This is a genomic window from Streptomyces sp. NPDC088197 (assembly GCF_044741185.1).
Taxonomy (GTDB): Bacteria; Actinomycetota; Actinomycetes; order Streptomycetales; family Streptomycetaceae; genus Actinacidiphila.
Genome location: NZ_JBIUSD010000014.1, coordinates 107302 through 132797, shown reverse-complemented (window position 1 = coordinate 132797; position 25496 = coordinate 107302). Strand labels below are relative to the sequence as shown.

24 protein-coding genes are annotated in these 25496 nt (G+C 73.7%); 15 read left to right on the top strand and 9 right to left on the bottom strand.

Going from position 1 to position 25496, the window contains the following annotated elements; translation table 11 throughout:
* Positions 1-14 precede the first annotated feature (14 nt).
* A complete protein-coding gene (locus tag ACIOC1_RS28190; RefSeq protein ID WP_401856711.1) occupies positions 15-1025 on the top strand; it encodes a YgfZ/GcvT domain-containing protein in 1011 nt (336 codons plus the stop codon).
* Between the two features lie 122 nt (positions 1026-1147).
* On the opposite strand, the gene dtd is transcribed toward ACIOC1_RS28190, so the two are convergent.
* Positions 1148-1573: a D-aminoacyl-tRNA deacylase gene (gene dtd / locus ACIOC1_RS28185; protein WP_391049727.1), complete on the bottom strand. Its 426-nt coding sequence runs from the start codon at positions 1571-1573 to the stop codon at positions 1148-1150.
* 201 nt (positions 1574-1774) lie between these two features.
* On the opposite strand from dtd, the gene ACIOC1_RS28180 reads away from it, so the two are divergent.
* Both ACIOC1_RS28180 and ACIOC1_RS28175 read left to right on the top strand, forming a co-directional pair.
* Positions 1775-2461: an ABC transporter substrate-binding protein gene (locus ACIOC1_RS28180; protein WP_391049725.1), complete on the top strand. Its 687-nt coding sequence runs from the start codon at positions 1775-1777 to the stop codon at positions 2459-2461.
* A 154-nt stretch (positions 2462-2615) separates the two neighbouring features.
* Positions 2616-3872 (top strand): GNAT family N-acetyltransferase, encoded by a 1257-nt coding sequence (locus ACIOC1_RS28175; protein ID WP_401856708.1) that lies wholly within the window; start codon positions 2616-2618, stop codon positions 3870-3872.
* A 62-nt stretch (positions 3873-3934) separates the two neighbouring features.
* On the opposite strand, the gene ACIOC1_RS28170 is transcribed toward ACIOC1_RS28175, so the two are convergent.
* Positions 3935-4102 (bottom strand): hypothetical protein, encoded by a 168-nt coding sequence (locus ACIOC1_RS28170; protein ID WP_355341949.1) that lies wholly within the window; start codon positions 4100-4102, stop codon positions 3935-3937.
* A 235-nt stretch (positions 4103-4337) separates the two neighbouring features.
* On the opposite strand from ACIOC1_RS28170, the gene ACIOC1_RS28165 reads away from it, so the two are divergent.
* The 3 genes from ACIOC1_RS28165 to ACIOC1_RS28155 all read left to right on the top strand — a co-directional run bounded on the left by ACIOC1_RS28165 (position 4338) and on the right by ACIOC1_RS28155 (position 7237).
* Positions 4338-5240, top strand: a complete 903-nt coding sequence (locus ACIOC1_RS28165) for a GntR family transcriptional regulator (protein ID WP_355341952.1) — start codon at positions 4338-4340, stop codon at positions 5238-5240.
* The gene (locus tag ACIOC1_RS28160) at positions 5237-5962 is read left to right on the top strand and encodes an HAD-IA family hydrolase (protein ID WP_391049721.1); all 726 of its coding nucleotides are present in this window, start codon (positions 5237-5239) and stop codon (positions 5960-5962) included. The genes ACIOC1_RS28165 and ACIOC1_RS28160 overlap by 4 nt, the downstream gene beginning before the upstream one ends.
* A gap of 132 nt (positions 5963-6094) precedes the next feature.
* Positions 6095-7237 carry a phosphotransferase gene (locus ACIOC1_RS28155; RefSeq protein WP_391049719.1) on the top strand — a complete coding sequence of 381 codons (1143 nt, stop codon included), beginning with the start codon at positions 6095-6097 and terminating at the stop codon, positions 7235-7237.
* A gap of 76 nt (positions 7238-7313) precedes the next feature.
* Here the strand turns inward: ACIOC1_RS28155 and ACIOC1_RS28150 are convergent, their stop codons facing one another.
* Positions 7314-7754: a GNAT family N-acetyltransferase gene (locus ACIOC1_RS28150; protein WP_401856705.1), complete on the bottom strand. Its 441-nt coding sequence runs from the start codon at positions 7752-7754 to the stop codon at positions 7314-7316.
* Between the two features lie 84 nt (positions 7755-7838).
* Here ACIOC1_RS28150 and ACIOC1_RS28145 point away from each other — a divergent pair, with 84 nt between their 5' ends.
* Together ACIOC1_RS28145 and ACIOC1_RS28140 are read left to right on the top strand one after the other, a co-directional pair.
* A complete protein-coding gene (locus ACIOC1_RS28145) occupies positions 7839-8714 on the top strand; it encodes a dihydrodipicolinate synthase family protein (protein WP_355341963.1) in 876 nt (291 codons plus the stop codon).
* 113 nt (positions 8715-8827) lie between these two features.
* A complete protein-coding gene (locus ACIOC1_RS28140) occupies positions 8828-9868 on the top strand; it encodes an aspartate-semialdehyde dehydrogenase (protein WP_401856702.1) in 1041 nt (346 codons plus the stop codon).
* A gap of 187 nt (positions 9869-10055) precedes the next feature.
* On the opposite strand, the gene ACIOC1_RS28135 is transcribed toward ACIOC1_RS28140, so the two are convergent.
* Entirely contained in the window at positions 10056-10598 is a 543-nt protein-coding gene (locus ACIOC1_RS28135) for an ion channel (protein WP_355341990.1), read from the bottom strand.
* A gap of 250 nt (positions 10599-10848) precedes the next feature.
* Between ACIOC1_RS28135 and ACIOC1_RS28130 the strand changes: the two genes are divergently transcribed.
* Positions 10849-11298, top strand: a complete 450-nt coding sequence (locus ACIOC1_RS28130) for a MarR family transcriptional regulator (RefSeq protein WP_355342340.1) — start codon at positions 10849-10851, stop codon at positions 11296-11298.
* A 28-nt stretch (positions 11299-11326) separates the two neighbouring features.
* Here ACIOC1_RS28130 and ACIOC1_RS28125 read toward each other — a convergent pair whose 3' ends face one another.
* A complete protein-coding gene (locus ACIOC1_RS28125; RefSeq protein ID WP_401856700.1) occupies positions 11327-12550 on the bottom strand; it encodes an FAD-dependent oxidoreductase in 1224 nt (407 codons plus the stop codon).
* Positions 12551-12761: 211 nt separating this feature from the next.
* On the opposite strand from ACIOC1_RS28125, the gene ACIOC1_RS28120 reads away from it, so the two are divergent.
* Complete coding sequence (locus ACIOC1_RS28120; RefSeq protein ID WP_401856698.1) at positions 12762-13880, top strand: MerR family transcriptional regulator; 1119 nt, start codon at positions 12762-12764, stop codon at positions 13878-13880.
* Positions 13881-13926: 46 nt separating this feature from the next.
* Here ACIOC1_RS28120 and ACIOC1_RS28115 read toward each other — a convergent pair whose 3' ends face one another.
* Complete coding sequence (locus ACIOC1_RS28115) at positions 13927-14964, bottom strand: ADP-ribosylation family protein (protein WP_401856696.1); 1038 nt, start codon at positions 14962-14964, stop codon at positions 13927-13929.
* Positions 14965-15114: 150 nt separating this feature from the next.
* Between ACIOC1_RS28115 and ACIOC1_RS28110 the strand changes: the two genes are divergently transcribed.
* The 3 genes from ACIOC1_RS28110 (at position 15115) to ACIOC1_RS28100 (ending at position 18138) form a co-directional block, all read left to right on the top strand.
* Complete coding sequence (locus ACIOC1_RS28110; protein ID WP_401856694.1) at positions 15115-15828, top strand: M15 family metallopeptidase; 714 nt, start codon at positions 15115-15117, stop codon at positions 15826-15828.
* 116 nt (positions 15829-15944) lie between these two features.
* On the top strand, positions 15945-16667 hold the full coding sequence (locus ACIOC1_RS28105; RefSeq protein ID WP_355341975.1) for a flavin reductase family protein: 723 nt from the start codon (positions 15945-15947) through the stop codon (positions 16665-16667).
* A gap of 175 nt (positions 16668-16842) precedes the next feature.
* The gene (locus ACIOC1_RS28100; RefSeq protein ID WP_401856692.1) at positions 16843-18138 is read left to right on the top strand and encodes a M14 family zinc carboxypeptidase; all 1296 of its coding nucleotides are present in this window, start codon (positions 16843-16845) and stop codon (positions 18136-18138) included.
* 395 nt (positions 18139-18533) lie between these two features.
* Here the strand turns inward: ACIOC1_RS28100 and ACIOC1_RS28095 are convergent, their stop codons facing one another.
* Positions 18534-19658: a HesA/MoeB/ThiF family protein gene (locus ACIOC1_RS28095; RefSeq protein ID WP_401856784.1), complete on the bottom strand. Its 1125-nt coding sequence runs from the start codon at positions 19656-19658 to the stop codon at positions 18534-18536.
* A 305-nt stretch (positions 19659-19963) separates the two neighbouring features.
* Between ACIOC1_RS28095 and ACIOC1_RS28090 the strand changes: the two genes are divergently transcribed.
* Positions 19964-21247 (top strand): M14 family zinc carboxypeptidase, encoded by a 1284-nt coding sequence (locus tag ACIOC1_RS28090; protein WP_355341969.1) that lies wholly within the window; start codon positions 19964-19966, stop codon positions 21245-21247.
* Between the two features lie 349 nt (positions 21248-21596).
* Here the strand turns inward: ACIOC1_RS28090 and ACIOC1_RS28085 are convergent, their stop codons facing one another.
* Positions 21597-22103 (bottom strand): macro domain-containing protein, encoded by a 507-nt coding sequence (locus tag ACIOC1_RS28085; protein WP_401856690.1) that lies wholly within the window; start codon positions 22101-22103, stop codon positions 21597-21599.
* A gap of 47 nt (positions 22104-22150) precedes the next feature.
* Entirely contained in the window at positions 22151-24226 is a 2076-nt protein-coding gene (locus ACIOC1_RS28080) for a BTAD domain-containing putative transcriptional regulator (protein ID WP_401856688.1), read from the bottom strand.
* Between the two features lie 244 nt (positions 24227-24470).
* On the opposite strand from ACIOC1_RS28080, the gene ACIOC1_RS28075 reads away from it, so the two are divergent.
* Positions 24471-25376 carry an alpha/beta fold hydrolase gene (locus ACIOC1_RS28075; protein WP_401856686.1) on the top strand — a complete coding sequence of 302 codons (906 nt, stop codon included), beginning with the start codon at positions 24471-24473 and terminating at the stop codon, positions 25374-25376.
* The last annotated feature ends 120 nt before the right edge of the window (positions 25377-25496 follow it).

The following is a 25496-nucleotide window of genomic DNA, read 5'->3' as shown; positions in this document are numbered from 1 at the left end:
GTAGTCTTGACGGCATGACTGACGGCGTGAACATGACGGACGGCGCGACCACCGGCGTGAAGAAGAGTCCTTTGCTGTCGCTGCCCGGCGCTGTCCTCGCCGAGGGCCCCGACGAGGGAGTGGCCGCGCACTACGGCGACCTCTTCCGCGAACAGCGCGCCCTCGCGGACGGCACCGGCTTCGTGGACCAGTCGCACCGCGGTGTGGTGACGGTGTCCGGCGACGACCGGCTGTCCTGGCTGCACCTGCTGCTCACCCAGCACGTCGAGAAACTTCCCCCCCGGCAGGCGACCGAGGCGCTGGTCCTGTCGGCGAACGGCCACATCGAGCACGCCCTCTACCTGGTGGACGACGGCACCACGACCTGGATGCACGTCGAGCCCGGCACGCAGGGCGCGCTGCTCGCCTACCTGGAGAGCATGAAGTTCTTCTACCGCGTCGAGACCGCGGACGCCACGGACGCTTACGCGGTGGTGTACCTGCCCGCCGGTTCGATCACGGCGGTGCCGTCGGAGTGGGCCGTACGGGAGACCGCGTACGGCCGGGACGTCTTCGTGCCGCGCGCCGAGCTGGAGTCCTTCGCCGCGAAGGCCGCGCCGCCGATCGGCGCGCTGGCCCTGGAGGCGCTGCGCATCGAGGCGCACCGGCCGCGGCTGGGCTTGGAGACCGATCATCGTACGATCCCGCACGAGCTGGGCTGGCTGGAGACCGCGGTGCACCTCCAGAAGGGCTGCTACCGCGGACAGGAGACGGTCGCCCGCGTTCAGAACCTCGGCCGCCCGCCGCGCCGTCTGGTCTTTCTGCACCTGGACGGCAGCGAGGTGCGACTGCCGGGCCACGGCGCCCCGGTCCGGCTCGCCTCGGACGGCGAGGACAGCCGCGCGATCGGCTTCGTCACGTCCTCGGCCCGGCACTGGGAGCTGGGGCCGATCGCACTGGCCCTGGTGAAGCGGAACACGCCGGAGGACGCGGTGCTGATGGCGGAGCAGACGGCGGCGTCGCAGGAGACGGTCGTGGCGCCGTAGGTCCGTTGGCGCGTGTGGCATTTCGGGGCGCGGGTGCGGTGAGGCCCCTGTCGGGGGCGCGGGCTCCGTAAGCCCCTCTCGCCTGCCCCCTCTCGCCTACCCCTGCCTCGCCTGCCTCCGCCTCACATGTCGATGACCACCGTGAACGGGCCGTCGTTCGTCAGCGAGACCTTCATGTCCGCGCCGAACCGGCCCGTCTCGACGGTCGCGCCGAGCGCCCTGAGCTGGGCGACGACCTCGTCGACCAGGGGTTCGGCGAGGTCGCCGGGCGCCGCGGCGTTCCAGGTGGGGCGGCGACCCTTCCGGGCGTCACCGTAAAGCGTGAACTGGCTGATGACGAGCAGCGGGCCGCCGATGTCGGAACAGGACCGCTCGTCGGGCAGGATCCGCAGCGTCCACAACTTGCGGGCCAGCGCCGCGGCCTTCTCCTTCGTGTCGTCGTGCGTCACGCCGACCAGGACGCACAGGCCGGGCCCCGTAATGGCACCGACGCTCTCCCCGTCGACCACGACTTCCGCTTCGCTCACCCGCTGGGCCACCGCTCGCATGCGCCCATTGTGGCCTGCCGCGCCCGCACGCCACCCACACGGGTGAGGGGGAGCGCGGGGAGGGGAACGTACGCCCGGTCGGCGGCTTCGCACAACAGTTGCGACGGCCGTTCGGGTGCAGAGTCGCTGCGGGGTGACAGGGGCAGGTGGCAGCATCGGAAGGGTGGCGGCGCAGGCGCCGCCACGGAGGGGACAACAGGCATGACCACTTCCGGCGCTGGAGAGACTTCCGGCACTGCCGTACCGACGGCGCCCACCACGAAGGGCCACCGCATGCTGAAGGCCGACGGATCTGGTCCGCTGGGTTCACGGGGTCCGCTGCGCACGCCCGCGCCGCGCAACCCGCTCGCCGACCTGCCCGCGCCCGACCTCGGCGCGCTCGACCTGGGCGCGCTGCGCGCCCTGCGCAGGGACGCGCAGCAGGAGGAGGCCGACCTGTCGTATCTGCGGCGGATGCTGCACGGCAGGATCGACATCCTCCAGGCCGAGCAGGCCAGGCGCAGCGGGCGGGACGCGCGCGGTACGGCCGCGGGGCAGGGCCCCGACGCGCCGAGTACGTCGCCCGTGCTCGACCGGCTCTCGGAGATCCTGACCGACGGGCCTTCGCGGGTCCGTTCCTCCGCCCGCCACGTCACGCTCGGCACCCCGCTGACCGAGCGGGTGCGGCAGCTCGCCGAGGACATGCTCGCCGAGGTGGAGCTGTCCGACCTCGACGCCCGCACCGACCCGGAGCTGGACGCGGCGATGGGCCGCCTGGTCCGCAACGAGCAGCAGGTCTCACGCCGCCGCCAGGCCCTCCAGCAGACGGTGGACGGGTGCAGCGCGGAGATCACCCGGCGGTACCGGGAGGGCGAGGCGAAGGTGGACGACCTGCTGTCGGACGGGTGAGGGCGGTGTCGTCGGACGGGTGAGGGCGGTGCCGTCGGACGCGGTGGGGCGGCCCGGCGCGGTTCGGCGCGGGGTGGCGGCGGGGCGGCGCGCCCGGCGGCTCCCCGGCCGAAATTCGGGTGCGGACGGCCGGGGGCGTCCGTAGCGTGCGCGTATGACCTCGAGCCCTGAGATCCGCACGCTGGCCGAATCCGACGTCGCCGACTGGGTGCGGGCCAAGCTCGCCGGCTTCCATCTCGCGCCCTCGGTGAGCGCGGCGGAGGTCGAGGCCCGCAGGGCCGCGTTCGACCTGAGCCGGACGCAGGGCGCTTTCGACCAGGGCCGCTGCGTGGCGACCTTCCGCAGCATGCCGCGCCAGCTCACCGTGCCCGGCGGCGCGGCCGTCGCGGCCTCCGCCGTCACGAACGTGTCCGTGACCGGCACACACCGCCGCCGCGGCCTCGCCAGCCGGATGATGGCGGCCGACCTGGCCGCCGCCAAGGAGCGCGGCGAGCCGGTGTCGATCCTGGTCGCGGCCGAATATCCGATCTACGGACGGTACGGCTTCGGCGCGGCGACCTGGGTGGCGGACTGGGAGATCGACGTGCCGCGCGCGGGCCTCGACCGGCGCTGGGCGGGTCCGACGGACGGCGGCCGGGTGGACCTCGTGACCGTCGAGGACGTACGCAAGGTCGGCCCCGCGCTGCACGAGCGGGTCCGCGCGGTGACGCCCGGCGCGATCAACCGCACCCCCTACTGGTGGGAAGTCAACACCGGACAGCGGCCGTTGGACTCCCAGCCGTGGACCGAGCCCTTCTTCGTCGTCTACCGCGACGCCGACGGCCGGGTCGACGGCCTGGCCGCGTACGCCGCCAAGGAAGAGCACTGGCCGGGCAAGTTCCCCAAGGTCGAGCTGAGCGTGCACGGGCTGATCGCCGCCTCCCCGGCCGCCGAGACCGCGCTGTGGCGCTTCCTGCTCGCGCTGGACTGGGTGACGCTGCTGAAGTCCGGCCACCGCGCGCCCGACGACCTCCTGCCGCTGCTCCTCGGCGACCCGCGCGCCGCCCGCACCGAGACCTACGCCGACTTCATGTGGCTGCGGATGCTCGACGTGCCCGCCGCCCTGTCCGCCCGCACCTACGCGGGCGGCCCCGCCGCCCTCGTGCTCGACGTCCACGACCCCGCGGGCCTGGCCGGCGGCCGTTTCCTCCTGGAGACCTCGCCCTCGGGCGCCGCCTCCTGCACCCCCACCTCGGCCTCCGCCGACCTCTCCCTGTCCGTCGCCGACCTCGGCTGCCTCTACCTCGGCGACGAGTCCCCGGTCCGCCTCGCCGCCCTCGGCCGTGTCTCCGAACACCGAACGGGTGCGGCCAGGACAGCCGACGCCCTGTTCCGCACCCCACGCCGGCCCTGGTGCCCCGACGTCTTCTGATCCCCGCGCTGACCCGTTACCCGCTTACCCGCTTACCCGGTTGCCCGCTTTTCCGCGGCCCGTCACTGCGCCAGCAGCAGCGCTATCGCGGTGATTCCTATGCAGGTGAACGTGGTGTTCCGCATCTTGTGACCGAGTCCCACCAGCCCGACGGCGATGGCCCCTGCCGCGCCGTACCGCCACTGGATGATCTCTTCGAAGGCATATGCGCACAAACTGAGAGCGAGCATGACCGATCCCTCCTTCGCGACTCCGCGCTTTTGCAGAAGGCGGGTGGCTGCGATGTCCCGCACGCCATCGGACGGGAAGTTGGCGACCCCCGATGAGGCTGGATCATTCAACTTCCCTACCCGAATGAGAAGTTGAGAGAGGCTGCCTCTATCAAGGGTGTGCCCAGTTGGCCGAGATCGATAAACTCGGGTCAGGTAAGCACCGTTGTCCCGCCGGAAGTTGTAACGTCGTCTTGTGGACGAGGAAGACGCCGGAACCAACGGTTCCCGACCCCCATACCGCTACATCGCGGACGTACTCCGCGGTGAGATCGTCGACGGTCGCTACCCGGTCGGCGGACGCATACCTTCTCAGGCGGAGTTGGAAGAGCGCTTCAACGTCTCCCGTCCCACGATCCAGCGTGCGCTGGGCGTACTCCGCGACGACGGCTACATCGACAATCAGCGCGGACGCCCGTCCGAGGTGCTGCGCTGGGAGGAAGACCGCCCGGATTCGCAGACTCGGCTCCAGGAGCCTGGACGTGCTTCCAAGGCCCTCCGGCCGCACATCGACGAGGCGTTCACGCACCAGCACGTCACCATCGACGCCTACTCGCTGACCACGGAAACCCTCAGCCGCGCGCTGGTCGTACCTCTGACGCGGGTTCAGGACGGCGACCTCAAACCCGAGTCGATCCGCCTCCGCCTCATGATGCCCAGCCTGTCCGCGCAGTTGGCGATTCCCCGGCTGGTCGCCGACGCCTCCGACGAGCGCCCGCTGTGGCGGCTACGACAACTCGTCCGCGCCCATGTCCTCACCGTGCGCGCCGCTTTCGCGGCCCTGGCCGAATTCCAGCCCGACGTCGAGCAGTCGGTCGAGGTGCGGACCGTACCGATCACCCCGATGCACAAGCTCTACCTCATCAACGGGCGGACCGCGCTGTTCGGCCACTATCAAGTGATCGACCGCGAGGTCGAGTTCGGCCAGCGGGGCAAGGGCAACATCTACGACGTCCTCGGCATCACCGCGACGCTCTTCTCGTTCGGCCTGAACACCGACAAGCCCAAGGAGCGGGACTCGCAGTTCGTCACCGAGTCCCAGGAGTGGTTTGACTCACTCTGGTCAACGATCGCCGAGCCGCTGACACTCCTTGAGTGACTCCTACGTACTTCGAATCACCTGAGAGCAGCCCGTTCGCCCTGCTCGACGCGGCGGAATGCCTGTTGCTCGACTTCGACGGACCGGTCTGCGAACTGTTCGCGAGGCATCCGGCCAGCCTGATAGCGGAAGAGATGCGCCGGTACCTCGACCGGCACGGGATACGTCCCCCGAATCCGGCGACGGCGCGCAGCAAGGACCCGCACGCCATGCTCGGCGAGCCCTGGCCGCCCGGAGTGGCCGCCGAGCTCGAGCGGATACTCGCGCACGGCGAGGAGTCGGCCGTACCGTCCGCGCGCGAGACAGAGGGCGCCGACGAATTCGTACGGGCCGTGGCGCTCAGTGGCCGACTGCTCGCCATCACCACCAACAACTCGCCCCAGGCCGTCGAGACGTATCTGAAGAGCCATTCGCTGGAGAGCGTCTTCGGGTCGCGGATCTACGGCCGTGACCAGTACGACCCGGCCAGGATGAAGCCGGACCCCGACTGCCTGCTGCGGGCCATGACGGCGCTGAAGGTACGGCCGGAGCAGTGCCTGATGATCGGTGACTCGCCGCGGGACGCGGAGGCGGCGCGGGCGGCGCGGGTACGTTTCCTCGGTTACGCGCGGTCCAGGAGCCGGGTGGCGCGGCTCCAGGAGATCGAGCCCCATCCGGTGGTCGTCGGGATGCGTGACCTCGTCGTCGCCGCGAGCGCGTTGAGTCGTCGCCCGAACGGGTGAGGCGTCGCGGTCCGTAACCGGGTCTTAACGGCTCTCCGATGGCGGGGGCTGCCGTTACCCACTAATGTTCGTGCCAAACACTGGCCGCCCTTCGGCGGTCTCGTGAGTGCGCGAGCGCGTGGGAGCGATGCTTTGGGCGTCCTGACGACCGGCCGGGAGCAGAGCCTTGCTGCCGCTTGGGACACGGTCCGGCAGGATGCCACGCGCTTCGGTGAGCGGCTGACAGGTCATCACAACAGCAACTACGTCATCGATCTGGCGCCCGGCATGGCGGAGCGTCTGCGCTTCGAGGCGCACACCCCGGTCAAGGTGCGGGTGCCGCTGGACGGTTCGCTGAAGGTCGTGGAGCGGGTCTGGCCCGACGAGGGCGAGATCCTGAACGCCTTGCAGCGCACGGCGGTTGTGGAGAACACCCCCCGGCACTACGTGGGGCTCGGCGGATTCTCCGTCCACGAGTACGTGCCAGGGCAGGCGCTGGCGGAGGTCTGCGCGCCGGGCAAGCCGGTGGATCCCTTCGTCGTGGACGCCATCGTCGGTCAGATGGCGGGGTTCACCCGGGTGTCGGCGGCCGATCTGCCCCCGCTGCCCGCCGGTTGGGCCGCGGACGGCGACTCCAACGCCTTCCTCAGAGCCCGCGCGGACTTCGCCGAGCACGATGTGCGCGCCGCCAACTGGGCCGACTTCGCACCGCTCTTCGCCGCGCTGGAAGTCCCGGCGAACGCGTTGCGCTGGTTCCGCGACCGGATGCCGCCGCTGCGCCGACGGCCCTTCGCGCTGCTCCACGGCGATCTGCACCGGCACAATCTCATCGTCCGCGCCGACGGCGGCCTCACCGTCGTGGACTGGGAACTCGCCATGTGGGGCGACCCGTTGCACGACCTGGCCATCCACCTGGTGCGGATGCGGTACCCGGCCGACCAGCGGCCCGAGGTCATCGAGCGCTGGCGGCGTGCGGTGCTCCGCGTACACCCGGAGGCCGCCGCCGGGCTCGAACGGGACCTGCCGGTGTACACCGCCTACGAACGGGCCCAGTCGCTGTTCGCCGACACCATGCGCGTGGCGCTCGCGCTCGACGCGCATCCGGGTCCTGGCATGGTCGGGGCCGGGGTGAGCCGGGTGCGGGCGGCGCTGCACCTGGCCGCGGTGCCGCTGCGGCTGCGCCGGGTGGCCACGCGTACGGAGGTCGAGCGGGCGCTGGTGGACTGGGTGCGCAAGCGGCAGCGCGACGGCGTGCGCGTCCCGCCGCTGCGCGATGACATCGCCGAGGCCGCGTAGGCCGCGTATGCCCGCAGGCCCCGTGAGCCGCGCATTCCCGTAGGCGGTGCGGGCCGCCTGCGTCGCTGAGGCCGCGTCAGCGGTTCCACGGCTCCCGCACCGAAGGGTTCTGGAGGCCCAGGGTCATCCAGTTGTCGGGGTCGGTGAGGGGGGTGAAGCCGACTTTGGCGTAGACGGCGTGGGCGTCGGCGGTGGCGAGGACGACGCGGCGCAGGCCGTAGGGGGTGAGGTGGTCGCGGATGGCGGTGACGAGGGTGGTGCCGAGGCCCTGGCCGCGGGTGGCGGGGTCGACGTAGACGTCGCAGAGGTAGGCGAAGGTCGCGAGGTCGGTGACGACGCGGGCGTAGGCGTGCTGGGCGCCGGTGGCGGGGTGGTAGGCGCCGAAGTTGAGGGAGCCGTCGATGGCGGCCTGCTGGGTGGCGAGGGTGCGGCCCAGGGCCCAGTAGGCGTCGGTGGAGAGCCAGTCGTGGATACGGGGGACGTCGAGGCGGGCCGGGTCCGCGGAGATCTCGTACATGCGCGGGAGAGTAGCGCTGCTTAACGGTTCCGTGCACGACAATTAACTGGACCTTCGCCATGGGCTCGGGTCAGACTCGCGGACATGATCCTCGTACCGCTGGTCACGCCGTTCGACACACAGGGCCGGGTCGCCGTGGGCGCCCTCGAAGGGCTCGCGCACGAGGTGCTGCGGGACGGCGCGGCCGGGCTCGTGGCGCTCGGCACGACCGCGGAGGCCGCCGCCCTCGACCCCGGCGAACGCGCCGAGGTGACGGCGGTCGTCGGCCGGGTCTGCCGCGAGCACGGCGCGCGTTTCGTGCTCGGCGCGGCCGGCGGCGCCACGGCGGCGGCCGTACGGGAGCTGGGGGCGCTCGCCGGGGCGCCGGTGGTGCCGGACGCCGTCCTGGCCACGGTGCCGTCCTTCTCCCGGCCGGGCGAGGCCGGGGTCCTCGCCCACTTCGCGGCGCTGGCCGCGGCCGGTCCCGTACCGCTGATCGTCTACCACGTGCCGTACCGCACCGGGCAGCCGCTGACCGCCCGCACGCTGCGCGAGCTGGCCGCGCTGCCGGGCGTGGCCGGTGTGAAGTACGCCACCGGCGGCATCGACGCCGAGACCGTCGACCTGCTCGGCGATCACCCGGACGGCTTCGAGATCCTCGCGGGCGACGACGTCTTCGCGCCCGCCCTGTTCGCCCTCGGCGCCCCCGGCGGCATCCTCGCCTCCGCGCACCTGGCCACCGCCCGCTGGGCCGGGCTGGCAGAGGCCGCGGCCACGGGGGACGCCAAGGGGGACACGGCCCTCGGCCACCGCCTCGCCGCCCTGGCCGCCGCCCTCTTCCGCGCGCCGAACCCGACCGTCATCAAGGCCGTGCTGCACGCGGAGGGCCGCATCCCGACCCCCGACGTACGGCTGCCGCTGCTGCCCCCGCCGCCCGCCGTCGTGGACGACGCCCTGACCAGGCTGCGTCTCGTCCCCTGAAATGCCCCGCCGCCCCGCTCCCGCCTCGGGGGATACTCGACCGGGCGGGCACGCAGTCGTACGGAACGGCACGCAGCCGTACGGAACGGCACACATCGATCGGAGAGAGCCGGATGAGGATCGGAATCGTCGGAGCGACCGGACAGGTCGGCTCGGTCATGCGCAAGGTGCTGGCCGAGCGCGCGTTCCCGGTGACGGAGCTGCGGCTGTTCGCCTCCGCCCGGTCCGCCGGGAGCACTCTGCCGTGGGCCGACGGCGAGATCACCGTCGAGGACGCGTCCACCGCCGACTACAGCGGCCTGGACATCGTGCTGTTCTCCGCGGGCGGCGCCACCTCCCGCGCCCTCGCCGAGAAGGTCGCCGCCCAGGGCGCGGTCGTCATCGACAACTCCTCCGCCTGGCGGCGCGACCCCGACGTCCCCCTGGTCGTCTCCGAGGTCAACCCGCACGCCATCGCCCACCGCCCCAAGGGCATCATCGCCAACCCGAACTGCACCACCATGGCCGCGATGCCGGTGCTGCGCCCGCTGCACGCCGAGGCGGGGCTGACCGCCCTGGTCGCCACCACCTACCAGGCCGTCTCCGGCTCCGGCCTGTCCGGCGTCGCCGAGCTGCACGGCCAGGCGACCAAGGTCGTCGAATCCGCCGACCAGCTCACCTTCGACGGCGACGCCGTCGCCTTCCCCGAGCCCGCCGTCTACGCCCGGCCCATCGCCTTCAACGTCGTCCCCCTCGCGGGCAACCTCGTCGACGACGGCAGTTTCGAGACCGACGAGGAGCAGAAGCTGCGCAACGAGTCGCGCAAGATCCTCGAGATCCCCGAGCTCAAGGTCTCCGGCACCTGCGTACGCGTCCCCGTCTTCTCCGGCCACTCCCTCCAGCTCAACGCCCGCTTCTCCCGGCCGCTCGGCGTCGCCCGTGCCTATGACCTTCTGCGGTCCGCACCCGGCGTCGAGCTCTCCGAGATTCCCACGCCGCTTCAGGCCGCCGGGCGCGATCCGTCGTACGTCGGCCGCATCCGCCTCGACGAGACCGTCGAGAACGGGCTCGCGCTTTTCGTCTCGAACGACAACCTTCGCAAGGGGGCCGCTTTGAACGCCGTTCAGGTGGCCGAGCTCGTCGCCGCCGAGCTTGCCGCTACCTCGGCGCTCTAGCCCCCCTCGGGCGTACGCCCCCAGGAGCCGCGCGGCCCGGTCCGGTTCCTCCACCGGGGCGGTGGGCCGATCTTTTTAGGGCGCTGGGGGCACCTCCCGGCCGAAGGTCGGGGGAGGAACGGCGCGGGGAAGCCCTGCCGGACCCGGGGGCCGGGAAAGCGGGGGCCGGGAGGGGGCGGGACCCCCGTCAGGGGGGCTGGTCGCGGTGGAGGGTGAGGCGGGTGAGGTCGATGACCAGGCGGAGCAGAAAGGCGAGGAAGACGAGGTCGATGAGGACCTGGACGCTGACGAGAATGCGGGCGAAATCGCTGGTGGGGGCGATGTCGCCGTAGCCGACGGTGCCGAGGGTGACGATGGCGAAGTAGAGCCCGGCGGTGCGGTCGACCGGCTCGGTGAAGCTGCCGGGTGAGAGGTGGGAGAGGGAGACGTAGGCGCTGGCGAAGAGCGCGAGGAAGAAGGCGAATGTGACGACGAGGGTCTCCACGGCGCGGAGCTGAGGAAGATCGGCGTGGAGGATGCGGCGGAGTTCGAGGAGCATGACCGCGACGAAGACGACGGCGCCGATGCCGAGCCGGATCAGGGCGGCGGCGTCGGGACGGCCGCCGTTGAGCGGCAGGAAGTAGTACAGGACCAGGATCGCCGCCGTGGACAGCACGCAGCGGACCACACTCGCGGCCATCGCCCGGCGCCGCTCGGGGCGGTCGAGGTCGGCCAGCCGCCGCGCGCTCATCGCATCACTCCCTCGCCGGACGGACCGCCGGTCTCGATCGTCCGACGCCCGCGCCCCGGCGGCAATCCGGCCGGGTCCGAACGGGAACGGACAGGAACGGACGGGAAAGGACGGGTCCGAACGGGAACGCACCGCGTTCCCTATTTCCCCTCCTCCCCCTCCCACCCCTTCCATAGTTCGCGTCACGAACCACCACCCGATCGCCCCTATCCCGTAGGCTGGCGGTATGGGGAAGGACGCGGGCGAGCACATGGGAGTCGTCACCGCATTGGTGCGCTCCTCCTTCCTGGTGAACGCCGTGTACGCGGAGGCGGGCCGGGGGTACGGACTGACGCCGCAGCAGGGGCAGTTGCTGTGCGTGCTGATGGGACAGCCCCTGGGGATGGGCGAGTTGGGCAGCATCCTGGGGCTGGCGAAGTCGAGCCTGACCGGTCTTGTGGACCGCTGCGCGCAGCGCGGGCTGGTACGGCGGGAGGCCGATCCGAGCGACGGCCGCGCGGTACGGGTCGCGCTCACCGCCGAAGGGCGGTCGCTGGTCGACGCGTTCTACGCCGACACCTGCCGCCGCGTCGAGGAGTTGCCGTCCGGCCTGACCGAGGCGGAACGGGTCACGCTCGCGGGTCTGCTCAGCCGCGTGGTCCGCGACAACAAGGTGCCCGCCGTCTTCCTCGAACTGGACGAGGGCCCCGTCGCGCACTGAGCGCGCGCCACGTCCCGTACCCGAGGGCTCAGCCCGTGCCGAAGAGCGCCGCGAACCGCCCCACGAGCAGATCCCGCCCCTTGTACGCGGCCACCCGCTCGGCCGGCAGGAGCACGGGTACGGGGGTCGGCCGGTCGTCGGACAGGGTCTGGCCGACACCCCCGCCGGGCCCGAGCGGCAGCAGCACGGACGGTACGGGCGAGGGCCGGTAGACGGCCGAGGGCCGTTCGCCGCGCACCTGGGCGAGGATGTTCTCGGCGACGACGGCGGCGTGCTTCATGGCGTACCCCGCCATCTTGGCCTCGGCGAGGTCGGTGAGGTCGCCGAGCGCGTAGACGTGGTCGTGGACGCGGTCGTACGTCCCGCCGTTGCCATGGACGTTGAGCGTGTCGGTCACGCGGACCTGCCCCTTGGCCGTACGGGCGGTGAGGCGGCCGTCGGCGAGGTAGTGGCTGTTGACGCGTACGCCGTAGCAGCGGAACCAGATGTCGGCGGTGACCTGGTCACCGGAGGACGTGGCGACCGTGAACGTCTTCGCCTGCCCCGGCTCGGTCGGCGGCTGCGCGGCCAGGGTCGTACCGAGCCGCAATTCGACGTCCAGTGCGTCCAGTTGGCGCAGCAGGTCGTCCCGAAGCTCCGGCATGAAACCGGACAGCAACCGCTCGGCCGGGTCGAGGACGACGATGTGCTTGTCCGGCCACACGGCCCTGATCTCACCGGCGAGTTCGAGCCCGACGGGGCCGGCTCCGACAATCAACACCCGCTCGGACAGCGCCAGTTCGTCGTGACCGACGCGCAGCCTGCGCAGCGCCTCGGCCGTGGAGTCGGTCTCGGTCTTCGCCGGGAAGGCGTAGTCGGAGCCGGTGGCCAGGACGAGGAAGTCGGCGTCGACGCGGGCGCCGGAGGCCAGTGTGACGCCGCCGGGGTCCACCGAGGCCGCGCGCTCGCGGACCACCCGGCCGCGCGCCAGCAGCCGGTCGTACGGGAAGAACATGTTTGCCGCCCAGTCGGGCCTGACCAGGGCGCGCAGCGCGCCCGCCGCGTGCACGAAGGCGTCCTTCGGCTCGATCAGCACGACGTCCGTGTCCTGGTCCAGCGCCTTGGCGACGGCGGCGCCCCCGTACCCCCCGCCGACGACCGCGACCGTCCGCACCGCACCCGCCGCACGCGCCGCGCCCTCCGTACCCGCACCAGCACCAGCACCAGCACCACCGCCGACGCCGGAACCCGCACCCGCACCCGCACCCGCCATGTTCACCACTCCCCGCACGCCTCGACATTTCATTCGCTCTACGAACCATATTAGTTCGTAGAGCGAACCGTAAAGCCGCGCAGGTGAGGGCGCGGACGGCGGGAGAGGCGGAAGGCCGCGAACCTGCTTGACTCTCACGTCGGGGAAGACCCCAGCATCGGACGCGCGCCGGACGGAGGCCCGGCGCGAGGAGGGACGGAGGAGCGCGGGCATGGAGCGGGACACGGGACCCGGCCTGATGGGCATCGGGGCCTTCTCGAAGGCGGCCAGGTTGTCGCAGCGGGCGCTGCGGCTCTACGACGAGCTGGGCCTGCTCTCCCCCGCCCACGTGGACCCGGCGACCGGCTACCGCTGGTACGCACCGGAGCAACTGGAGAAGGCCCGCCTGGTGGCGTGGCTGCGCCGCCTCGGGATGCCGCTGGCCGGAATCCAGGAGGTCTGCGCCCAGGAGGGCCGGGACGCGGCCCTGTCGGTCCGCGCGTACTGGACCCGTGTCGAGGCCGACACCGCCGCCCGGCGGGACCTGGCCGCCTTCCTCATCGACTACCTGTCCTGGAAGGACCCCGCCATGTCAGCCGCCAGCGCACCGCTCGGCATCCGTTACGCCGCCCTGTCCGACACCGGGCTCGTCCGCGAGAGCAACCAGGACACCGCCTACGCGGGCTCCCGCCTGCTCGCCGTCGCCGACGGCTTCGGGACCGGCGGCGCCCCCGCGGGCGCCGCGGCCGTCGACGTACTGAAACGCCTCGACGCGGGCGCGAACACCGTCCCCGCCGGTGAGCTGCTGAACGCCCTGGAGGACGCCGTCGAGCAGGCCGGGCGGGCCGTCCGCGGCGTCGCCGCCGCCGAGCGCGAGCCGGGACACGTCGGCACCACCCTCACCGCGATGCTCTGGACCGGCTCCCAGCTCGCCCTCGTCCACATCGGCGACTCCCGCGCGTATCTGCTGCGCGACGGCGGCTTCTTCCAGATCACCCACGACCACACGATGGTCCAGTCGATGGTGGACGAGGGCCGCCTCAGCCCGGCCGAGGCCGAGTCCCACCCCCAACGGTCTCTGCTGGCGCGGGCGTTGTCCGGTACGGGCCCGGCCACCGACGGGAGCGCGGGCGCCGACATCCGGCTCCAGGACGCCCGCCCCGGCGACCGCTATCTCCTCTGCTCCGACGGGCTGTCCGCCGTCGTCCCGGCCGACGACGTACACGCCACGCTCGTGACGACCCCGGACCCCGACGACGCGGTCCGCGCGCTCGTGGCCCTCGCCAACCGCAACGGCGGTCCGGACAACGTCAGTTGCGTGGTCGCGGACGTCGTGGAGCTGCCCGCCTGACGCCCATGGCCCGCTGATCCACCGGACGGGCCCTAGGACTTGGGCCCTAGGACTTGGGCTCCAGCACGTCCACGCGCGGCAGGTCCCGGTGCCGGTGGTGCGCGTCGGCGACGGCGGCCAACGCGGGCCGGTCCAGGGCACGGTAGGCCGCGGCCAGCAGCTCATGGGCGTGACCCTCGCGGGTCGCGTCGCCGACCGAGGCCCAGTGCAGGTCGCGGCCGAGGACCAGCGCCTCCGTCGGATCACCGGCCGCGAGGCGCCGCCGCGCCTCGGCGACGGCCGCCGCCAGCTCGCCGGGGTCCGCGAAGACCGCGGCCATGTGCGTGCCGAAGGCGTGCTCGTCCGCGCCGTTGTGCGGCGGGCGGCCGAGCGCGGTCTCGCCCGCCGCGAGGGCGCCGCCGCCGTCGAGCGTGGTGATCCGGCCGGGCTCGACCGGCGGGCGCCGGTAGCCGTACGTGTGGGTGCGTACGTAGTCCGCGCCGGTCGCGGTACGGTCGCCGGTCTCGAACTCGCCGATTTTCGACCGGAGTCGGGCCATCCCCGGCGCGCGCTCCGCGACCTCCTCCGGCTCCCGGCCGGTGTCCTCGTGCAGGTCGTACCAGTGGCGTTCGAGCGTGACGCGGACCGCCTCCAGCGGGGTGCGGCAGGTGCGGTCGATGCCGCCGCCGTCGTCGTTGTTGTAGTACGAGCCGACGCCCGCGCAGGTGCGGCCGTCGTCGTACCAGAGGCCGTAGTGCAGGCCGTCGGTGCCGCCGTGCAGGAAGGTCAGGAACTCCGGCGGGTCACGGTAGTAACGGCCGTGCGCGCGGATGTCGACGCCGTCGCGGGCTTGCGCGGCGGGGGCGTCGAAGAGGTCCATCACGCCGTACGGCCACAGCTCCAGGTCCGCGAAGGCCGACGCCTCGACGGGGTCGAGCGACCCGATGAAGTCGTGGAACCGGAACAGCGAGTCCGGCAGCTCGAACCCCCAGTCGGCCAGCACGCGCGCCTCGACCGCCGCCCGCAGCCGCTCCCGGTCCCGCTCTCGGTCCCGGTCCCGGTTCCGGTCCCGTTCCTGCTCCTGGTCCCGGTCCTGCTCGCTCATCCGTCCGCCCCGTTCCACGACGCCCCGCGCCCGGCTCTGTCCCCGACCCGCGCAGGCTAGCGAAGGCCGCGCAGCCGGGGCGGTGGCGGGGCCGGGCGCGGGGCGGGGCCGGGCGCGGCACTTGGGCGGGCGGCAGGCGATGATCGGACCATGAGCGAAATCGTGCTGATGTCGGACCCGCGCATCGCGGCCATCCCCGTCGAGGACTGCGACGAGCCGCTGCTCGACGTGCGGGGCGGCGTACGGGGCGGTGGCGGACGAGGCGGGGCGGGAAGCGGCGGCCCCGGTACGGACGGACCGCTCGGCGCCGTCGACCCGCGCCGCCAGGACGACGACGGCAGCTTCGCCCACCTGCGCGAGGGCGTCCTGACCAGGCTCGCGCACGCGCGCACGCTGCTGCCCGACGGCGTCGGCCTGCTGTTCGTGGAGGGCTACCGGCCGCCGTCCCTCCAACGCGCCTATTTCGAGGGGTACTCGGCGCAGCTGCGCGCCGCACGGCCGGAGTGGACGCCCGCGCGGATCAGGGAGGCCGCCAGCCGTTACGTGTCCCCGCCGGAGATCGCGCCGCACAGCGCGGGCGCGGCCGTCGACCTCACCCTCGTCGCGGACGGCCGCGAACTGGACATGGGCACCCGCGTGAACGCCAATCCCGAGGAGAGCGCGGGCGCCTGCTACACCGACGCGCCGGGGCTGTCGGCCGAGGCCCGCGCCAACCGCCGTACGCTGTCCGCCGCGCTCACCGCCGCGGGCCTGGTCAACTACCCCACCGAGTGGTGGCACTGGTCCTACGGCGACCGCTACTGGGCGCTGGCCACGGGTGCGCCGCACGCCCGCTACGGCCCCCGCGAGCGGCCCGGTTCCTGACCCCGCCGACACCCCCGTACCGGGGCGTACGGGCCCCCGTACCGGGCCTCACTGTCCCCGTACGCGACGTCCGATACCCGCCAGCGACCGGCGGCCCCGCGCACAACACTGGCCGTATGACCTCAGAGATCACCGCGGCGACCGCACCCGCCGTCCACTCACGCATCGAGCCCGGAATCCTCTACTTCGGCACGCCCGTCGTGCTGCTCTCCACCGTGAACGAGGACGGGTCGGCGAATCTCGCGCCGATGTCGTCGGTGTTCTGGCTGGGGTGGCGGGCGATGCTGGGGCTCGGGGCGCGGTCGCAGACGGCGCGCAATCTGCTGCGCGACGGCGCGTGCGTACTGAATCTGCCCGAGGACTCGATGGCGGCGGCCGTGGACCGGCTGGCGCTGACCACCGGGCGCGATCCGGTGCCCGAGGGGAAGGCGCGGCGCGGATACCGTTACGAGGGCGGCAAGTTCGAGCTGGCCGGGCTGACCCCGGTGGCGTCGGAGACGGTCGCGGCACCGCGCGTCGCCGAGTGCCCGGTGGCGCTGGAGGCGGTGGTCGAGGCCACCCACCCGCTGGCCGAGGACGACCCTCAACAGCGCGGCGGGATCGTGGTGTTCGAGGTACGGATCACGCGCGTGCTGGTGCACGACAAGGTACGGGCGGCGGGCACGCGGGACCGGATCGATCCGGACATGTGGCGGCCCCTGGTGATGAGTTTCCAGCACTTCTACGGGCTCGGCCCGCGACTGCGGGAATCGGCGCTGGCCACCATCCCCGAACGCCTCTACCGGGGGCCCGACATCGGGCGGTCGCGCGCCGACTCGGGGGCCACGGGGCGCTCTTGACACCCGGGGGCGGCCCGCACAGCCTTGGGTGGCGCGCCCACGGCACCCGAACTCCGCTACTCCGCCGGTGGCGCGCGATGTGCGATACGCGGCGCGCCGGTTCGGAGCGCGGTGGGGGAGGGCACGGCGAGTGGACGCCGCCGTGGTCGTGGATGTGGGACGAGGAGGAGCCGTCATGCGCGGGCCAGACGCGTATCCGACCGTGTCAGGTGTCGCGGCGGCGGCCCGCGTACTGACCCGGCGGCATCCCGACCTGTGCCGGATGCGGCTGGCCGGGGAGTCGCGGGCCGGGCGGCCCCTGTGGCTGCTGTCGGTGGGACACGGCAGCCGGCACGTGCTGGTGGTGGCCGGAGCGCACCCGGACGAGCAGACGGGCGGGGCGAGCGCGCTGTGGCTGGCCGAGCACGCGGTCGCCGACCGGCAGCGGCAGGCCGACGCGGATCTGACCTGGGACTTCCTCCTCTGTCTCGACCCCGACGGCACCGTGCTCAACGAGACGGGTCCGGCCGGGCCCCGGCCGCCCGCCGTCCACTACCGGCACACCTACCGCCCGGCGCCGGCCGATCAGCCCGAGCGGGCCGGGGCCTTCCGCGCGCCGGGTGACGAACTGCCCGAGACGATGGCCCTGTTGGCGGCGATCGACGAGCTGAAGCCGTTCCTCCAGTGCACGCTGCACGGCACCGACGTCGGCGGCGGTTGGGTGCGGCTGACCGCCGATGTGCCGGGCCTGGCCGAGCCGTTCGGCAAATACGCGGCCGAACTGGAGATCCCGGTGCAGACCGGCGCCTACGACGCGCTGCACTGGACCGGGTCGGGGCCCGGCGTCTTCGTGCGGCCCCCCGCGGGCACGCCCGGGCGGTTCACCGACGAGCCGGAGAACGCGACGGGCTCCACCTGGGCCCGCCCGCACCGGCACGGCGGGCTGACCGCCGTGGTCGAGGTCCCGATGTGGGCCACCCGGCGCGTGGCCGACCAGGACGCGCACCCCGGCCCCGCCCAGGCCGTCGCCTCCCTCGCCGCCCGGCTGCGCAAGGACGGCGCCGCCACCGCGTCGGCGCTGGACCGCGCATGGCGCCTGCTCTCCCCGCAGGCCGCGCACAGCCCGCTGCTGCGCGGTGTCGAGCAGGCCGTCGGCGCCTTCTCCGGCCTCGCCGACGACTACGAGACGCTCGCCGACGCCTCCCCCGTCCCCCTGACCATGGCCCACGTCGCCGCCCTCGACATCGCCGCCCGCCGTATGCCGCTGCGCGCCTCCGGGATGCTGCTGCGGCTGCTCGACGAGGAGCGCGGCGGCGAGGGCGACCCCGGCGGCGACCACGGCCGCCTGCGCGGCCGGCTGGAGCGCCGGATCGACTCCGGCGCCCGTGACCTGCTGGCCGCGACCGACGCCCACTGGGTGCCGGTCGGCGACCAGGCCGAACTCCAGGCCAGGACCGTCCTGGCAACCGTCGACCTCACGTCAACGCGGTGACCCGCCCCCTCAAGGACCCCGCCCGCACCCCGGAGAGATCGGCGCACCGTGCCGGGGGACCTCCCGGTCGAAGGCCGAGGAACCGCGCGTTCGGCCACGACGGTGGCGCGGTGCTCGCACGGCGGGTCGTGCCCCCGAAGGAGCGCCGGGGGCACCTCCCGGCCGAAGGCCGAGGAACCGCGCGCCCGACCGCCACGCTCCCCGCACGTCACCACCCGCCCCCGAGGAGCAGCCCGGTGGTGTCCGGGCCACCCGCCGGTGGTGGGTCGCTCGCGCGGTTCCTCGCACCCCTGACGGGGCGCACCGCCTTTCGTCCGGGCGGCGAGCCGGTCAGTTGGGCGGGCCCGGGCACGACGCTTCCGCAGGTCACCACCCGCCGCTGGGGCCTTGGGCCGTTACGTGGGGTGGTCGAGCGGGCCGCAGGCCGGGCAGTCGGGGCGGCGCGGGTGGCGTTGGAGTACGGGGTCGCCGAGCGCCATGAGGTTGATGCCGTAGCGGAAGCCGGGGCGCATCCGCGGGACGCCGGTGAGCAGGGCGATGGCGGCGTGGGCGACGAGCGTGCCGGACAGACCGGCGGTGACGGCGCTCGCCGGATTCCACGGCATGCGGGGCGAGGCGGCGTCCTCGCTCTGGCCGGGGCGCAGCCGCAGATCGCGCCGTGCGTCCTCGCCCGCGCGCTGGCACTCCCAGCAGGGCCCGTCGCCGGGTACGTGGACGCCCGCGGTGACCAGCGGGCCGCGGTAACCGCCTTCCACCCAGGGCAGGTTGAGGGCGATGCAGACGCGGTTGGCCCAACGGCGGATCTCCGGCGGCCGGTCGGCGCCGAGGACCAGCAGATCGTACGGTGACCGGCCGCCGCCGTCCGGGGCGAGGAGCGCGGCGAGGGCGTCGGGGCCGCGGATCTCCCGCCGTTCACCGGTGACGGTGACATCGGAGTTGAGGGCGCGCAGCGCGGCCACCGCCGCGTCGGCTTTCGGCCGCCCGATGTCGGCCTCGCGGTAGAGCGTCTGCCGGTTGAGGTTGGACAGTTCCACGACGTCGGGGTCGACGGTGTGGACGTGACCGACGCCGGAGGCGACCAGCGCCTGCGCTGCCATGCCGCCCGTACCGCCGACGCCGAGGACCAGCACGCGGGCGCCCGCCAGGCGCAGTTGGGCGTTCCACGGGCTGGCCCGTGAGCTGAGGTCCATCCAGCGCAGCAGCGCGACACCGCGGGCGTGCCGTACGCGGTCGCGGTCGACGAGCCCCGCGGGCAGCGGCGCCGCCGCGTCGTCCACGAAACCCGCCTCCCGTAAGTCCGCCATCGCGGAGCCGATCGTGGCGGCGTCCAGAAGTAAGCGGGGGTGCGCGGCGGCGACTTCGGCGGCGATCTGCGCCGCGGTGCGTGTGCCGTCCATCGCCTCGGTAAGGGTCCAGATCCAGCCGTCAGGGTCCTCGATCTCGGCGCCGATCCCGTAGATCACACTGCCGATCCTGACGTTGCCGTCGGCGGTGCGATAGGCCTGGTGTTCGGGTTTGATCCGCGGCCTGAGCAGTGCCTCGGAGTCATCGGTGTGCGGTTCGGTGTGCGGTGGTGCCGTCATCAGCCGACCCCCTCGTGCTCCGCCCGTACGCATGAGTACGTACGGACCTTGACACTGTCGCCGGGCCGCCGGAGCCTTGGCAAGGTGCGGGGGAATCAGTGGGGGATCCAGGGGCCAAACCGTTCAACTCCTCAGCGCTGCACCCTGCTTGGACAGAGAGGAGTCACCGTGGCGAACACCACTCTCGTCATCCGACGGCTGGACAAGGAAGAGACCACCGGCGACAGCAACTCCAACGGCACGTGACGTCGGACGCCGACGCCTATCCCAGCGTCGCGGAGGTCGCAGCGGCGGCCTCCGCGTTCGCGTACTCGCGGCCCGTGCTGAGCACCCTGCGGGTGGTCGGCCGGTCCCGGCAGGGGCGTCCGCTGCATCTGCTGACCGTCGGGCGCGGCCGACGGCACATCCTGGTCGTCGCGGGCCCGCACTCCGACGAGCGCGTCGGGCCCGCGACCGCGCTGCGGCTGGCGCACCGGGTCGCCGCCGACAGCCGCCTGCACTCCGGGGCGGGCGCCTCCTGGCACTTCCTGCTCTGTCTCGACCCGGACGGGACCGTACGCAGCGAGGCCGGGCCGCCGGTGCGGCGCACGCCCGCCGAGCACTTCCGGCACGCGTACCGTCCGCCCGCCGACGAACAGCCGGAGTGGGCGCCGTCGATCCGGCCGCCGGACGACCAACTCCCCGAGTCCCAGGCGCTGGTGAGCCTCATCGACGAGCTGCGGCCGGAGTTGCAGTGCTCGCTGCACGGCAACGACCTCGGCGGCAGCTGGGTCCAACTCACGCGTGACATACCGGGGTTGGCCGAACCTCTCGGCAAGCTCTCCGCCGAGCGGGACGTGCCCGTGCAGACCGGCACGTACGACGCCCTGTACTGGACGGTGTCGGGGCCCGGCGTCTATCTGATGCCCGCGCCGGGCCAGCGCGCCCAGTTCGAGAACCTGCCCGAGGACGTCAACCGCTCGACCTGGATCCGCCCGCACCGCTACGGCGGGATGACCGCGCTCTTCGAGGTCCCGATGTGGGCCAGCCGCGATGTCGCCGACACCACGGCGCACCCGGACCCGGCCCGCGCGCTCGCGGCTCTCGCCGCGCTTCTGCGCCGCCACGCCGACCGTACCCACGCCCTGCTCGACGCCGTACGGCCGCTGGTCCCCGACCCCGGCTCCCCGGCCACCCGCCCCCTCCTGCGCATCACGGGCGGCATGCCCGCCATCATGCGCAGCGTCGCCGACGACTGGGACGGGCTCCACCCCTCCCCCGTCCCCCTCACCCTCGCGCACCTCAACGCCCTCGACATCGCCGCCCGCCGCATCTCCCTGCGCGCCACCGGGATCATGCTCCGCCTCCTCGACGGCCGCGGCGGCTCCGCCGCGCGCACCCTCCACGGCGTCTGTTCCGCCCAGCACGCCCGCTGGGCGGCCGAGTTGGCCGCCGGTCATGAGTTGACGTGGGTGCCGGTCCCCGACCAAGTTGACCTTCAGTCGGAAACAGTTCTCGCCGCCTTCCGCCTCCTCAACGAGACCTGACCCCCCTCCGGGGCGCGCCCCCACCCCACCGCCCTCGCGCAGGGCGGTGCTTTCAGGGCGCTGGGGGCACCTCCCGGCCGAAGGTCGGGGGAGGAACTGCGCGGTCAGCCACCGCGGTGGCGCGGCTTTGAAAACCGGCCCCAGCGGGGCAGATGCTGTTGTTTCCGGGCTGAAAGCCCGGTGGGGGTTGCCCGCGCAGTTCCCCGCGCCCCTGTGGGGTTCGGACTCGTGCGGGGTGGGTGGGTCGAGGTTTTTAGGGGCGCGGGGCTGTGTGTTATTGGCGGCTGGTGCCGCGTGGGCGCGACGAGGCACGACGGGGCTGAGTGTCGCCACGGGTCCCGGGGAGGGGTCAGGCTTCGGCGAGGGCGGTGGTGAGGACGGCGTGGGAGGGGCGGTCGAAGGCCATGAGGCGTACGTGTTCGACGCGAGTCGACGCGTGGGTGAGGACGGCGACGGCGATGCGGGCCGCCTGGTCGGCGGGGAAGCCGAAGATGCCGGTCGAGATGGCGGGGAAGGCGAGGGTGGAGACGTCGAGGGTGTCGGCCACTTCGAGGCAGCGGCGATAGCAGGAGGCGAGGACGTCGGCCTCGCCGGAGGCGCCGCCCTTCCATACGGGACCGACGGTGTGGATGACGTGCCGGATCGGGGGGTCGAGGTCGAACCCGGGGGTGGCGACGGCGTCCCCCCGCGCGCAGGGCGCCACGGCGGCGCCGGCCTCGGCGAGACGGGGGCCGGCGGCCCAGTGGATGGCGCCGTCGACTCCGCCGCCGCCCTGGAGGGACTCGTTGGCGGCGTTGACGATGGCGTCGACGACCTGTTTGGTGATGTCGCCCTGGACGACCTCGATGTGGACCATGGACTGATGATGGCGGGGGAAGGCGGGTCGGGGCACGTCGAATTCGGTCAGGGGGTCCGCAGGGCGGCGGCCAGGTCGCGCAGGTGGCTGTCGACGGGGCCGAGGCTCAGGAGTCCGCTGGCGGCGCCGGCCAGCTCACCTGCGGCGGGCAGCAGTTCGGCGTGGGCACGCCGTGCGGCTGGCGGGGAGTCGAGTGCGAGGGCGGCGCGGGCGGTGAGGGTCCACATGGCCTCGTAGAGGAGGTCGTGCGGGGGCGCGGGGGCACCCCGGAGGGCGGCGGCTGCCTCGGGGCGGCGGTCCTCGGCGAGCAGGAGGAGGGGGCGGACCCACGGGACGTACGGGCCCCAGTCGGCGTCGGTCCGCGCGAGGACGAGCAGGTCGCGGCCGTGCCGGAGCCGCAGGCACAGAAGGGCGAGAGAGAGGAGCCCGCGCTCCAGCCCCGGCATCCCGGCCCCCGTCAGCTCGGCGGCGGCATCCCCGTACGCGGCCTCGGCCGCCTCGAAGGTCCCGGTCTCCGCGAGCCGCAGCGCCCCGTACCACCGGGTGAACACCCCTACGAGCGGCAGCTCATGACGCTCCGCCAGCCGGTCGGCGGCGGCGGCGTGCTCGTCCGCCGCCCCGAAGTCGCCCCGTGCGCAGGCCGCTTGGAGCCGGATGAGCCGGCCGAGCACCTCGGACGTGAACAGGTCGTGCCGCGCGGAGAGTTCGACCAGCTCCGCACCGATCGCATCGCGCTCCGGCGCCAGACCCGCCCGCTGAAACGTCTGCATGAAGGTCGCGTTGAGCGCGAACGCCAGCAGCACCGGATCGTCCAGCCGCCGCGCCGCCTCCTGCGCCAACCGGGCCGCCTGCGCCCCGCGCCCGCCGCCACCGCGCCCGCCGCCGACGTTCGCGCCGCCGACGTCCGCGCCCCGCGTCTCCAGCGCGATCGTCGCCAACAGCCGTGCGCGCAGGGCCTCTTCGGCGGGGCCCGGCGGCAGGGCCGTCAGGGTGCGCTCGGCGGCGGCCACCACCTGGGCGGCTTGGGCGGGGTCGTCGAGGCGGGTCCAGACGGCGGGGACGTCGTAGGCGCCGATGACGCGGGCGCAGAGGTGGGGGTCGCCGAGTTCTTCGGCGGCGGAGACGGCGGCGAGGCGGTGGCGGCGGGCGGACCGGAGCCCGTCGCCACCGGTGACGGCGAGGCCGCGCAGGAGGGTGACGGTGGATTCCAGGCGGGCGCGGGCGCCGGTGGGGACGGTGCGGTCGTAGGCGGCGGTGGCCTCGGCCCAGACGCGTTCGGCGCCGCCCGCGCCGGGGTCGAGGCGGTCGTCGTCCTGCCGGAGGATGTCGGCTTCGAGGGCGCGCAGGCCGGGCCCGGGGTCGACGCCGAGCTGTTCGACCAGGAGGGCGCGGGCGCGGCGCAGTACGGCTAGGGCGTCGCCCTGGCGGCCCGAACGGTAGAGGGCGAGGGCCAGCAGGCGCCAGGCGTCCTCGCGCCAGGGGTGCTCCGCCGCGTGGGCGTCGAGGTCGGCGGCGGCCTCGGCGGCCAGGCCGAGGGAGAGGCGGGCCTCGGCCCGGCGTTCCACGGCGTGCAGCCGCAGTTCGGCGAGGCGGGAGCGTTCGGCGCGGGCCCACGGCTGGTCGGCGAACTCGGCGTACGCGGGCCCGCGCCACCACCCCAACGCCCGCTGGAGCAGGGCGAGTACGTCCTTCGGCGGCAGCCCGGCGGCCTCGGTCACGGCCTGCTCGAAGCGCCACGCGTCCACCGTGTCGGGCGCGGCGCGCAGCGCGTACCCGGGGCCCTCGGTGACCAGCAGCCGGGCGGGCGCGCGCGGCGGCCGGTCGGGTTCGAGGGTGCGGCGCAGGGCCGCGACGAAGGTACGGAGGGTGCCGACGGGATCGGCGGGCGGCGCGGGGGAGGGGCCGGGACCCGCGCCGTCGTTCCCCGGCCGCTCCGGCCACAGGTCCTCGACCAGCCGGGCGACCGGTACGACGCGGCGGCGGGCGATGACCAGGCGGGCCAGTACGGCCCGGTGCCGTGGCCCCCTCAGCGCGAGGGCCGCACCGCGTACCGCCTCGTCCGGGCCGTCCCCGCTCTCGGCCCAGGCCACCACCGGCCCCAGCACGCCGAACGCCACCCGCACCGCGTACCGCCTCTCCGGGAGTTCCCCCAGGTCACGGTAGCGCGCTCATCGACTGCTCATCCGTCGCCCACACGCTGGAAGCACGAGCCCGTTGACGCGCCGGGCCCGCGTACGACCCGGACCGCGTACGCGCACAGACCGCGTATACGCCCGGACCGCGTACGCGCACGGCTCGCGTACGACCGACCGGCCGCCGCGTACGGGGCACGGCCCGCGTACGTCCACCCACCGAAAGGGGCACCCCATGCCACCCGCCATCCCCGGCTTCGACCTCCGCCGCGTCCCCGCGGCCGACGGCGTCACCCTCACCGCCGCCGTCGGCGGCTCCGGGCCGCCCGTCGTCCTGCTGCACGGCTTTCCGCAGACCCACCTGATGTGGCGGCACGTGGCCGTCGACCTCGCCGCCGACCACACCGTGATCTGCCCCGACCTGCGGGGTTACGGCGCGAGCGACAAGCCGGCCGAGGCCGACGACACGGCCGCCCCCGCCGGGACGGCACCAGCCGTCTACGCCAAGCGCACCATGGCCGCCGACATCGTGGCCGTGGCCGCCGCCCTCGGACACGACCGCTTCGCGCTCGCGGGCCACGACCGCGGCGCCCTGGTCGCCTTCCGCGCCGCCCTCGACCACCCCGGAACGGTCACGCACCTCGCCTGCCTCGACGTCCTGCCCACCCTCGACATGTGGGACGCCATGCACGGCACCACGGCCGCCGTCGGCTTCCACCTCTACCTGATGGCGCAGCCGCCCGGTCTGCCCGAGCGGATGATCGCCGCCGACCCCGACCTCTTCTTCGGCCACTTCCTGGACCTGTGGGTCCGGGCTCCCGAGGCCGTCCCGGCCGACGTGCGCGCCGTCTACCTGGCCGCCTGCCGGGCCGCGATCCCCTCGATCGTCGCGGACTACCGCGCCTCGGCGGGTATCGACGTCACCCACGACGCGGCCGACCGCGCCGCGGGCAACCGGCTGCGTATGCCCGTCGCCGTCCTCCAGCAGGACTGGGGCGCGGCGCTCGGGTTCGACGCCGCCGCGCTGTGGTCCGCGTGGGCCCCCGACCTCCGGCACACCACGGTCGACACCGGCCACTTCATGGCGGAGGAGTCCCCGGCGACGGTCGTCACGGCCCTCCGCGACCTCCTCGCCCGCTGATCCGGAGGCCCGCCCGCCGGAACACGACGCGGTCGGGGACGCGTGGTCGGGCGGCGGCCCGGCGGGTCGTGGCGGCCCGACGGGGCCCGTGCCCGTCGGGGGTGCGGTGCCGCCGGGTTC